The organism is Flavihumibacter rivuli, assembly GCF_018595685.2.
GTDB classification, from domain to species: domain Bacteria; phylum Bacteroidota; class Bacteroidia; order Chitinophagales; family Chitinophagaceae; genus Flavihumibacter; species Flavihumibacter rivuli.
Genome location: NZ_CP092334.1, coordinates 476,116 through 487,909, shown reverse-complemented (window position 1 = coordinate 487,909; position 11,794 = coordinate 476,116). Strand labels below are relative to the sequence as shown.

Genomic DNA, 11,794 nt, shown 5'->3' with positions numbered 1-11,794 from the left:
CGATCGTTGGTATTACTTGTTTATTGAAAGGCCTTAACAACCTGCCTGGAACTTCCCAGGCCATCGATACCCAACTCCACTACATCTCCCGGTTTCAGGTACACCTGCGGGTTCATGCCTAAACCCACACCTGCCGGGGTACCGGTTGAAATGATATCCCCCGGCAACAGGGTCATGAACTGGCTCACATAAGCAATAATGTGCGGAATAGTAAAGATCAGGTCTGCAGTGGTGCCATCCTGCATCTTCTGTCCGTTCACGGTAAGCCATAACCGAAGATTATGCACATCGGCGATCTCCTCTTTCGTTGCCAGGAAGGGCCCGATCGGCGCGAAGGTATCACAGCCCTTACCCTTGTCCCAGGTACCCCCACGTTCCAACTGGAATGCCCTTTCACTCACATCATTGTGCAGGCAGTAACCGGCAACATGGTCCATTGCATTCGCTTCCTCAACATAACTGGCCTTCTTACCGATCACCACAGCCAGTTCCACTTCCCAATCCGTTTTCTCAGAACCTTTAGGGATCACAATGGTATCGTTTGGACCAATAATGGCCGTTGTCGACTTCAGGAAGATCACCGGTTCTGCAGGTGGTGTGGCACCGGTTTCCCTGGCATGGTCAATATAATTAAGGCCGATGCAAACGATCTTGGATGGCCTTTTCACAGGGCAACCAAAGCGTTCCACCTTTACTTCAGGAAGGCTTCCTGCTGCGATCACCTGCTGCAACCTGGCAAGGCCACCCTCTTCAAAGAAGGCTTCATCATAATCCGGCACAAAACCGGAAACATCATAACATTTATCATTGATCAGCACTCCGGGCTTTTCCTTGCCGGGCGCCCCAAATCGAATCAGTTTCATTATTTCCTTTTTAGCTGTTTAATCTTGTAAATCCGCCATCAATAGGATAGTCGCAACCAGTGAGGAAGCCCGCTTCGTCACTGCAGAGGTATAATGCCAGGGCCGCCACTTCTTCAGTTGTCCCCATACGCCCTATCGGTTGGCTTTTCGATAATTTCTCAAATATCTCCTGCTCCTTTCCCGGATAGTTCTTGGCAATAAACCCTTCCACAAAGGGAGTGTACACGCGGGCCGGCGACATGCAATTGCAGCGGATCTTGTGGGACAAATAATCCTTGGCCACTGACAAGGTCATACTCAGGACGGCTCCCTTACTCATACTGTAGGCAAAACGGTCACTCAATCCTACCGTAGCGGCGATGGAGCAGGTATTCAATATAACGCCACCAGTTTGCTTCATTACCGGCAAGGCCGCATGCAGGAAATTATATACGCCCTTTACGTTGATAGAATAGATCCTGTCAAAATCTGCCTCGGAAGTATTTTCAGCATTACCAATATGGGCTACACCCGCATTGTTCACCAATATATCTATCCGTCCCTCCAGTTCACTGATGGCTGCCACCACTTTTTGTACATCTGCCTGGTCGGCCACATTACAGGTCTGGAATGCCCCAAAACCACCGCCAGTCCTGATCTCATCGGCAAGTCCGGAAGCACTTACAGGATCGATATCCACTACATAGACCCTGGCCCCCTGCCTTGCAAACAGGAGGGACATGGCCTTGCCAATACCACTGGCACCGCCCGTAATGATCGCCACTTTATTTTCTAATCTGAACATAGTTTGTTTATTCTTGAATTAATCGCGAATGCTATAATGAAACACCCCGTTTCCAGGGTATGAAATCATCCTGGTTCAGGAGCACCGCCTTTGGTATCACTTCTCCACTCGCGGCCCTGATCACATAATCAAGTATCTCTTCACCAACTTCTTCAATACTTTTTGTCCCTTCAATAATAGATCCAGTATCGATATCAATGATATCACCCATCCTCCTGGCCAGTTTGCTGTTGGTGGACAATTTGATCACCGGGCAAACGGGATTACCGGTTGGCGTTCCCAGGCCGGTGGTAAAAAGGATCAGCGTAGCCCCGCTGGCTGCCTTACCGGTTGTCGCTTCCACATCATTACCTGGCGTACAAACCAGGCTCAGGCCAGGTTTAGTAGCAGGCTCTGTATAATCCAAAACATCAGCCACAGGTGAGGTGCCGCCTTTCTTGCAGGCCCCGGCACTCTTGATGGCATCTGTTATCAATCCGTCCTTGATATTCCCTGGCGATGGATTCATATGGAAACCAGATCCCACCATATGCGCCAGGTCATTATACGCATTCATCAGTTTCATGAACTTCCTGGCGGTTGGTTCATCTACCGAACGGTCGATAAGGTCCTGTTCCGCACCGCACAATTCAGGGAATTCAGCCAATAAGACCTTACCTCCCAATGCCACGATCAGGTCAGCGCAGTGCCCTACTGCCGGGTTAGCAGAAATACCACTGAAACCGTCGCTGCCACCGCATTTCATACCAACGCACAATTCACTCAATGGCGCATCTTCCCTTTCGATCTTATTGGCTTCAATAAGATGGATGAATGTTTGCTGGATGGCCTCCTTTATCAGTTCCGGCTCGCTCTTGCTTTGCTGCTGTTCAAAGATCAACAAGGGTTTGTCAAAGGAGGGATTACGTTCCTTAAGATACTTAACAAAATCATTCACCTGCAAGTGCTGGCAACCTAAACTCAAAACGGTTATCCCAGCCACATTGGGGTGATCAGCATAAGCGGCCAATAGCCTGCCAAGTGTTTCTGCATCCTGTCGTGTTCCCCCACAGCCACCGGCATGATTCAGGAACTTGATCCCATCAATATTCCTGAACAAACGGGTGCTTTGTACAGGAGCCAGGCTAGTTGCTTCATTAAAAGAGGATACATCCTCTCCGTTCCTGTAAGCATCTGCAAGGTGCCGGGTAAACGACTTGTATTGTTCAGTAACAGTATACCCCAGTTCATTATGCATGGCCTCCCTGATCACATCAAGGTTCCTGTTCTCACAAAAAACAGTAGGCAGGAACAGCCAATAGTTGGCTGTCCCGACCCTGCCATCGCTTCTTCTATATCCTTTGAATGTCCTATCCTTGAAATGGCTGGTATCGGGTGGAGACCACTGGTACTTTTTAGCCCGGTAGTCAAAGGAATCTGCAGCATGCCTGGTATTCTCTACTGTCATGCAAGAACCGCTGTCTACAGCTGATTGAACGGTTCCGACAGTTACACCATACATGGTCACCTTCTCGCCCTTCTTTAGCGACACGGTGAAAAATTTATGCTTTGCCGGGATGTCATCCACGAGTACAAAGCTTTCATTGGACCATTGAACCGATTCTCCTTTCTTAAGGTCAACCAATGCAACCAAAACATTATCTGAAGGATGGACCTTCAATACTTTTTGACTCATATTTGAGGATAGATTATTCCGGAAACAACATTGACGAAACTCCGACCCAATTAAATTCCCAACCATTTGAACTGGCAAACCAGGAATGGCCATCAAAGCCTTCCAGGCCATTATCCAGGAGTTCACCAAACCGGCCATCAACGTCTATTAAAATTACAGGTATCGCTATTGGCCAGCAGTCATTTTTTTACCCTTTTCTAAAACTTTATTAGCAAAAAGGTAATCCCTGGTTAATCAAGGATAAAAATGCATTGGGACTATTACCCCAGTAAGTCCTAGTAATCCCCTCCCCATACATTACCGCCGCAATGACAAGGACACCAAATTTGGCTACAATTGCCCTTTTTATCCTGGCATGAAACTGTTTACCTCAAGAAATGAAAGAAGGCAGATAAAAGGTAGGCGTCAAAAGTAACAGGGGTAATAATGCAGGAATACAATAAGTCATTCTTTTACATAAAAAAGGCATCGCCTACTTAGCGATGCCATAGAAAACCAAAATTGGGTTGTTGTACTAATGCTCCAATATGAGATAATCAAAACGACTGCCTCCACAAGTTCCTAAGAAGATCCCATTCTTTTTTTGCCGTTCTTATCCTGTTCTGATCAATTCTTAGCATTTACTTCCCCGGCCGGCTTATGGCGATGCCTCCAGGCCAGCACATAGACAAGCCCCAGCAAAGCAAATACTGATGCGCCCAGCAAAATGGAAGGTATCCTTTCAATATGATCTGCAAAGAACCAGCCCGCCAATAAGGCACCCAGACCGATCCCTGCCTCCAGGGAAATATACATGGTGGCCATGGCCCTGCCCCTTTGTTCCGGAAGGCTGAGGTCGATGGTCCAGGCATTGATGGCCGGCGATAATATCCCCGAAGCCACCCCATAGGCCAGTGAACCTATGATCAATCCGGCAGTGGAAGATGACCAGGCCAGCAACAACAGGGAAATACCCAAAGCAATGGTACCGGCTATGATCACTGCCACCCTTCCCTTCTTATCAGAAAGCCTGCCTGCCACAAACCGCACCAGCAGCGAAGCCAGTGTGAAGACCACAAAGAACAGGCCCTTGTTCCTTACCCCTATATGGCCGCTCCAGTCGGGTATCAGGGTCAGCACCACCCCATAGGGAACATAGGTCAACAGGGTAACGATCCCTGCCGGCAGGGCCCTTGGATCGAGGATATCCTGGCGGGAGATATTCAGGTGGCTGGCCATAAAGGATTGCTTATCCTGCTTGGTCTCCTTCATGTTGACAAGGATCAGGATCGACAACAGGGCGAACACGGAAGAACTGTAGAAAAGTGCGTTTATGCCATATCGTAAGACTATGGTACTGCCGATGGCTGGCCCAATGGCCATACCGGTACTGAAGGCCAGACCATGGATCCCCAGGGCCTCACCCCAGCGCTGGGAGGGAACAATATCTGCCACATAGGCGGCGGTGGCGGTGGGCTTGAACCCTGTTGAGAATCCATGCACCAGACGGATGAAGAGGAAGCCTGCCACCGTGTTCAAAACCGGGTAGAGGAACCCGCAAATAAAACAGACTATGGATCCCACTGCCATCACCGGTACGCGACCAATGGTATCGGTCAGTTTACCGCTGAAGGGGCGCGAGAATCCCGCAGTCAGCGTGAACAGGGCAATGATCAGCCCTTTGTATTCCGCGCCACCCAGGCTGCTGAGATAGGCCGGCAATTCAGGAATCAGCATATTGAAGCTGGCCGAGAACAACAGGGAACTCAGGCAGAGCAGTCCAAAAGGGACATTATATATTGGATGGGATGGGCGATCCATGTATTGATTTGGGCCAAAATTAGCATCCGGGGAGCTAAGGACCTTCCCATATCCGAATGAACCGGCACAATAAAAGGGTGAATTTTCAGTTTTAAAGGGTAGAAAATAATACCCTATGCCTACCCTACGTACCGTACTTTTGGCAGCCATCAGGAATGTGCTGCTGATCTGGGGCCTGTTCATCATTGCCCTGGTATTCTTTTCCGGCGACCTTTCCGTTGACCGGCAATTTTATCTCTACATTTTTGGATTGGCTTTAGTATGCATACACTTTGTGGTGCGCGACAGGATCTGGCACCGCAAGTTTGCCTCCTGAGTTTTGGACTAGCTTTAATAGAAATGATGATAGACCTCGCCAATCCTGGCGGGGTCATTTTTTTGATGCCATGTGATAAATGAATTTGCTGCGTCATAGCGTTGACGTTTTCATTTTTGTAACGCAAAGCACGCGAAGGATGCGCGAAGAACGCAAAGGGCGGGTTGCTTTCCCCCAGCGGGGTCTCTCGAAGAGGACCCCGATGAACCTCCTTCCTATTATTCATCAGGATCCCTTTCAGGAGTCTTTATTGACGTGAGTCATTCACGCAAAGACAAAAAGGAACGCAACGACGCGGGCGTGCTTTTGAGAGGTTTGTAAAAACGCAACGTATTGGCTGCGCCAATGGATATACGTTCTAACCCCAGCAGGGTCTCCCAAAGGGGACCCTGCTGTAAATAAGGCGAAATGATTTATGCAGCAATCAGCTAATCCCATCCTCCAACTGCCCGTTGGTCATAAGACACAACGGGGGCGGGTATACGTAATCTGCACCGTTGTTGGTAACGATGCAATTCCATGCTGCGCCGCTGTTGCGTGTTATCACCAACAGCTCCTATACGTATACAGCCATCAATGTTAGCTGTTAACGTGAAATATCTAACCCAAGCAGGGTCTCCCGTAGGGGACCCTGATGTATAAAAGGCGAATTGATTTATGCAGCAAACAGCTAATTCCATCTTCCAACTACCCGTTGGTCATAAGACACAACGGGGGCAATGGGAGTGTTAAATCTTTTCACCCCATAGTGGTACTCTTCGAGAGTCCCCGATGCATATCTATCCTACTTGCATTAGGGTCCCCTGCGGGAGACCCAGATGGGGGGGGGGTAAGAAGGAATGACACTTCTTCGCGTTCTTAGCGATCCTATGCCTGCCTCAACAGTATTGATATGGGCGCCCTTTTCGTTACCCTTTAATTTTTGACACAACACACATAATATCCTTCCTCGCTGGATTGCGAGAGTTCCACATATTCACAGATGCTGGTGATTCCCTAATAAGATCAACACAGCTTGATACATACAAATAACCTTTACACATCACTGAACCCTTATTGGCTTTACCAATAGTTGCCGGCAGGCATTCATGTCATTTAATAATCAACATTTATTACTTTACTTCTTCAATCTCACCTGGCCTCCAGGTCTTATCAAACCAAGGTTGCAATGGACCGTAAATTCGTAAAAGCGTATTCCAACCCTTTCCCGGTATTGTCTGAACCCAATTGTTCTCTTTGCCCTGAGGAGCTTTGGGACCGAAATAAATATCTACAGAACCATCAGGATTGATAAGGGTTTCTTTAGCCTGACTAGTAACGGCTGGCCATTTCTGGTCGTTTTGAAGCATTGAACGGGTTTGATTATCGTATAAGATAACAGACCAGAAATTAGCTACTGGGATATTTGGAGGGAGGTGCAATTTGTAGTTCTTGCCCCCATCAAGTGGCCTCCCTTTAGAATCAACAAAGGCAGCCATATACTGAGAACCTTGCCCAACAACCTTAGAATCCATGGCAGGTGTAACGCCTGTTGCGTAAAAGAAGAAGAATGTATTCATGTCCAGCAGGCTGACTCCATCTTTCTCAAATGTGTACCCACTTGCATTCATTGGATTACACCATGCACTATTGGGATAGAAATAGGCGTCCTTTTCCCTTGATCGATATGAAACAGCACGCGCGGTAGCGTCACCAACCAAGGCAGCTTCTGTTAGAATTTTCTTCATCCTTTCATCAGGATTAAATTGCTGCCCTTTGCGTATACCAACTGATGCCCATAAGCCCAAAGTAATTGGATTAACCGTCTCGGTTGGCTCTTCCTGCACAACCTTATCAAGATATTCCCAAAAGGAATAATCAGCCGGTGCAATGGTATTAAAATCCCTGTTAGAAACATTAACGAAATTCAGGGAAGGCGGGTTGCTCTTTTGGGAAAGCGGATAAATTTTGGTGAGTTTTTTAACATTATCCACCTCTGGTTTTGTTTGTCCATTCACCAGGAAGGTTCTCCAGGCTACCCAAATGCTGTAAGTAGGGCTATGAACGACATTGTAACCTTTTGGAATATCACCTTTGTAATTTGGAGGAAGTAGCAGATACTTGCCACCTTCTCCTTTATCAGGCCCCATAAATCCCAAATCAGTAACAAATTTGTACCACATATCATCTATCAAACCAAGTACTCTTGGCGGGATCTCCAAAACCAGAGGTCCATCTTTCAGATTGAGCCAAAACCAGGTATAGGGGGTATTATTGTTAGGGGTAAGGAAAAGAGAGCGGGCGTTCATAATGTCCTCAAAAATCGGCACTGTTACATTTGCCGGGCCACATTCCAGAATCCCTTTTCTATTGGCATATTGACTTACTGGTGCCAACCCAAGCAGGTAGGCCTGAACTGCCCTTTGAAAATCAAGGTTATCATATAGCTTTCCTACAGTCGCACTGTCAGGAAATCCATCGAAAAAATTCAGGGTGCCAATGCGCGACTCTACCTTATCCGGTATAGCTATCCCATCAGGAAATTTAGTTGTCATCTTAAATTTTTGAGTACCCGTTTCGGCCTTCCCGTCTTGGGATTTAGGTTGACAACCAATGGTCAGTCCTATTAACGCAAAAAATAAAGGAATGTAAATCGATGGTCTTATGTATTTTTTCATGTTCACTTTTTTAAAGGTGTGATATTATTACCAATCTCATTTTAGGCTTGCAGGTTACTGCGTATAAGAGGAAGATGCCATGACAACGAATCTTTTTAACAACAATCTTAATGATGTTCAGACCACTCTAAATTGAACCCTCCGGATGGGAGTACACTTATACCAATTTCTATTTTCCCGCCCGAGTTATCTTCTTCAACATGTCTTGTTACAGTTCTTTCTACATCTTCTGCCATTATAATTTTATCCGCTGTTTTTTTACATAAACAAAACGATTTCTTTGATTTACGTAAAAATCAGGGCAACTATCCACAGAGCTATATTCTATTTCTTTTTCATCATACCCGCGGGTAATAAGACTACTACCTGCGCACGCTACTACCAACCGGAACCATACTATGTTTTTATGGCATAATAGTATGCCCCTGCCTGAAGGTTGAGCGAGAGCTTCCTTTCAACCTTTATAATTTTTTACTCATACTTAACCCGAACGGAATGGTCCATTGTTCCCCGGACTCTGCATTCCAGTCAGACTTGATGACAGGAGCTGAACTCAGGTATAAACGATCCGGCAGGTTGTAGTGAATGTAGTATTGAAAGAAAAAGAAAATCATTGTTTTATTCTCGTCAACAGACCACACATTATTGACCAAACCGCCATAAAACCATTTCCTGGTGATTATCAATACAACGAAAGATGAACCGGCACCCCATCTGCCAATTCCTCTTTACTTGTGATCCCCTGGGCACTGATTGCAAATACATTTAGAAATGACAACAACAGGCACACTATAATTCCTCTCAGTGATCGCTTATTGTTCATTTAGCAGCTTATTCATCTTCTTAAAAATAACTTATTCTATTTGTTGGTCTTCCAGTTAACGGTTAAACACTTGTGATGTGCCGGTGTTTTGTGTATGGTTCAGAAGACTTATTTAGGGTGAGCCATTCACGCAAAGACACAAAGGAGCGCAACGACGCGGGCATGCTTTTGAGCGGTTTTAAGAACGCAACGTATTGGCTGCGCCAATGGACAGACGCTTGCACCACCCTCCTACTATTCATCAGGGTCCCTTCAGGAGACCCTGATGAATAAAAGGCGAAATGATTTATACAGCAAACAGCTAATCCCATCTTCCAACTACCCGTTGGTCATAAGACACAACGGGGGCGATGGGGATGTTAAATCTTCTTACCCCATTGTGGTACCCTTCGTTAGTCCCCGATGTATATCTATCCTACTATTCATCAGGGTCACCTCCGGGAGACCCTGATGGGGTTAAGGATTTCCCTATTTTGTTGCGTCACCAAATGAACTGGTTAGCTTAAAGGCCACACCTCGTCTGCCGAAGCTTCAGCGTAGGCAGATCCCCACATTTCTTACCTTTATCCCTACCTTAATTTAACCAACCCATGTCGAGGGAAGTATTAGTGATCAAACTGGGTACTGCCGTCATTACCGATAGCAAGGGTAATGTGGACAGCAGCATCATCAAAAAAGTAGCAGCCGAGATCGCCGCACTTAGTACCCGTTACAATATCGTGCTCGTCTCCAGCGGTGCAGTTGGCAGTGGCCGCAAATTCCTGAAGGATTATAAAGGCACCCTGTCCGAACGCAAGGCTGCCGCTGCTGTTGGCAACCCCATCCTCATCCAGCTGTACCACAAACATTTCCAGCAACACGGTATCACTGTGGCACAGGCGCTTTGCGAAAGGGTGCATTTCTCCAACCGTCAGCAATTCCTGCAGTTGAAACAAACCTTTGCTACTTTCTGGGAAAATTATATCCTGCCTGTAGTGAACGAGAATGACCTGGTCAGCAATGTGGAGATCAAGTTTTCGGATAACGATGAACTGGCCACCCTTATCGCCATTGGTTTCGATGCCAGCTCACTGGTCCTCTGTACTAGCGCGGGCGGCTTCCTCGATGACCAGAAGAAGGTAATCCCCAGGATCGAAAAAGTGGACAGCTCTGTACTGAAATATGTCAGCACGGAGAAGAGCGGCCTGGGACTCGGCGGCATGTTATCCAAACTAACTTTTACCAGGCTGGCCACCTCCCTGGGCATCAATGTGGTGATTTGCGGGCTCAAAGGTGAGCAGCCCATCCATAATGCCCTGGATGGCCGCAATGGCTCTTATTTCGTACCCAGCCGATCTAACCTGCGCGCACGCCAGAAATGGCTGGCCAGCGGATCCATCACCCTGGGAACCATCCATGTTGACAAAGGCGCAGCCAAAGCACTGGCCAACAGGAAAAGCCTGCTGACCATCGGTATCACGGGGGTGGAAGGAAAATTTGTTGCCGGCGAAGTAGTGCAGTTGATGGATGAAGAAGGCAATATCCTCGGTGTGGCCAAGACCAGGCTTGACGCACCAGGCATCAACAAACAGCTAACACTCAGGAATGTGATCGCGGCACATGCAGATGATATTGTAATGTTTTAACCAACCTAGATGAAATCAGTATTACCCCTCATAAAAAAGACCCACCAGGCAGCAACCAGCCTGCAATTATTGACCGACAAACAGGTCAGGCAGGCACTGAAAGGCATTGCAACTGCGATGGAAGCCGAAGCGAAAGGATTGCTAAAGGCCAATGCCATGGACCTTGCCAAACAAGATCCCAATAACCCTCGCAATGATCGTTTGCTGTTGAATGAGCAACGCATCAAGGCCATCGCCAATAGCCTTCGAAAAGTGGCACAGCTACCCGATCCAACGGGAAGGGTATTGGAAAAAAGAACCATCGAGAAGGGGCTTAAACTTGAAAAGATAAGCACACCCCTCGGGGTAGTGGGTGCCATTTATGAATCCCGGCCAAATGTAACCTTTGACATCGCTGGACTTTGCCTCCGCAGCCGGAATGCCTGTTTATTGAAAGGCAGCAGTGAAGCCGAGCATACCAATAGCTTCTCCGTAAAACTGATCAAAAAGCAACTGAAAGCACAGGGCATCGATCCTGAAGTGGTCAACCTCTTACCCTCTGCAAGGGAAGTGGTCGATCAATTGTTTACTGCTACGAAGTATATCGATGTGATCATTCCGCGCGGCTCAGCCGGCCTGATCGAATACGTCAGGAAGAACAGCCTCGTGCCCGTTATTGAGACCGGCGCAGGTGTTTGCCATGTATATGTAGAGAAGAAAGCCAACCTGGAAAAGGCAGTGGCCATTGCCGTGAACGCCAAAACATCAAGGCCTTCTGTCTGCAATGCAGTGGACACCTTACTGGTAGACCAGTCCATTGCAAAGGTTTTCCTGCCGATGTTACTGGCCGGACTTGCCCCCTACGAGGTAGAAATATTTGCAGATGCCGGCGCTTCCCCATTGATGAAAGGCTATCCCTTCCTGAAGAAAGCCAGGGCTGCGGATTTTGGCAGGGAGTTCCTCAGCTTGAAATGCGCGATAAGGTTGGTCAGGAATATGGATGAAGCACTGGCCCATATTGCGGAATATTCCACCAAACATTCTGAGGCCATTGTTTCGGAGGACAAGAAAGCCTGCGAACGTTTCCTGAAAACAGTGGATGCCGCTGCCGTATATGCCAATGCTTCAACCAGGTTCACCGATGGGGAAGTATTTGGTTTGGGTGCAGAGATCGGTATCTCTACCCAAAAACTACATGCGCGCGGACCGTTTGCACTTGAAAAACTGGTCACAGAAAAATGGGTGATCAGGGGCAATGGCCAAACCCGGTAA

At 47.4% G+C, this 11,794-nt stretch carries 8 protein-coding genes; 3 read left to right on the top strand and 5 right to left on the bottom strand.

From position 1 onward, the window contains the following. Positions 1-20: 20 nt before the first annotated feature. The 4 genes from KJS94_RS02110 to KJS94_RS02095 form a co-directional block, all read right to left on the bottom strand. Positions 21-863 (bottom strand): fumarylacetoacetate hydrolase family protein, encoded by an 843-nt coding sequence (locus tag KJS94_RS02110; RefSeq protein WP_214447103.1) that lies wholly within the window; start codon positions 861-863, stop codon positions 21-23. Between the two features lie 10 nt (positions 864-873). Next, positions 874-1,647 (bottom strand): SDR family NAD(P)-dependent oxidoreductase, encoded by a 774-nt coding sequence (locus tag KJS94_RS02105; RefSeq protein ID WP_214447102.1) that lies wholly within the window; start codon positions 1,645-1,647, stop codon positions 874-876. 31 nt (positions 1,648-1,678) lie between these two features. Continuing rightward, positions 1,679-3,322 carry a UxaA family hydrolase gene (locus KJS94_RS02100; RefSeq protein WP_214447101.1) on the bottom strand — a complete coding sequence of 548 codons (1,644 nt, stop codon included), beginning with the start codon at positions 3,320-3,322 and terminating at the stop codon, positions 1,679-1,681. A gap of 606 nt (positions 3,323-3,928) precedes the next feature. Beyond that, complete coding sequence (locus KJS94_RS02095) at positions 3,929-5,122, bottom strand: MFS transporter (RefSeq protein WP_214447100.1); 1,194 nt, start codon at positions 5,120-5,122, stop codon at positions 3,929-3,931. A gap of 115 nt (positions 5,123-5,237) precedes the next feature. Between KJS94_RS02095 and KJS94_RS02090 the strand changes: the two genes are divergently transcribed. Continuing rightward, positions 5,238-5,438, top strand: a complete 201-nt coding sequence (locus KJS94_RS02090; protein ID WP_214447099.1) for a hypothetical protein — start codon at positions 5,238-5,240, stop codon at positions 5,436-5,438. Between the two features lie 1,112 nt (positions 5,439-6,550). Here the strand turns inward: KJS94_RS02090 and KJS94_RS02085 are convergent. Then, positions 6,551-8,095, bottom strand: coding sequence for a DUF1254 domain-containing protein (locus KJS94_RS02085; protein WP_214447098.1), 1,545 nt, complete (start codon positions 8,093-8,095; stop codon positions 6,551-6,553). A 1,413-nt stretch (positions 8,096-9,508) separates the two neighbouring features. Here KJS94_RS02085 and proB point away from each other — a divergent pair. Next, positions 9,509-10,543 (top strand): glutamate 5-kinase, encoded by a 1,035-nt coding sequence (proB, locus tag KJS94_RS02080; protein WP_214447097.1) that lies wholly within the window; start codon positions 9,509-9,511, stop codon positions 10,541-10,543. A gap of 9 nt (positions 10,544-10,552) precedes the next feature. Beyond that, on the top strand, positions 10,553-11,794 hold the full coding sequence (locus KJS94_RS02075) for a glutamate-5-semialdehyde dehydrogenase (RefSeq protein ID WP_214447096.1): 1,242 nt from the start codon (positions 10,553-10,555) through the stop codon (positions 11,792-11,794).

What these genes read in the sequence shown, in the direction of transcription:
- KJS94_RS02110 (WP_214447103.1), bottom strand. Translation starts at nt 863, where the DNA reads ATGAAACTGATTCGATTTGGGGCGCCCGGCAAGGAAAAGCCCGGAGTG.
- KJS94_RS02105 (WP_214447102.1), bottom strand. Translation starts at nt 1,647, where the DNA reads ATGTTCAGATTAGAAAATAAAGTGGCGATCATTACGGGCGGTGCCAGT.
- KJS94_RS02100 (WP_214447101.1), bottom strand. Translation starts at nt 3,322, where the DNA reads ATGAGTCAAAAAGTATTGAAGGTCCATCCTTCAGATAATGTTTTGGTT.
- KJS94_RS02095 (WP_214447100.1), bottom strand. Translation starts at nt 5,122, where the DNA reads ATGGATCGCCCATCCCATCCAATATATAATGTCCCTTTTGGACTGCTC.
- KJS94_RS02090 (WP_214447099.1), top strand. Translation starts at nt 5,238, where the DNA reads ATGCCTACCCTACGTACCGTACTTTTGGCAGCCATCAGGAATGTGCTG.
- KJS94_RS02085 (WP_214447098.1), bottom strand. Translation starts at nt 8,095, where the DNA reads ATGAAAAAATACATAAGACCATCGATTTACATTCCTTTATTTTTTGCG.
- proB (WP_214447097.1), top strand. Translation starts at nt 9,509, where the DNA reads ATGTCGAGGGAAGTATTAGTGATCAAACTGGGTACTGCCGTCATTACC.
- KJS94_RS02075 (WP_214447096.1), top strand. Translation starts at nt 10,553, where the DNA reads ATGAAATCAGTATTACCCCTCATAAAAAAGACCCACCAGGCAGCAACC.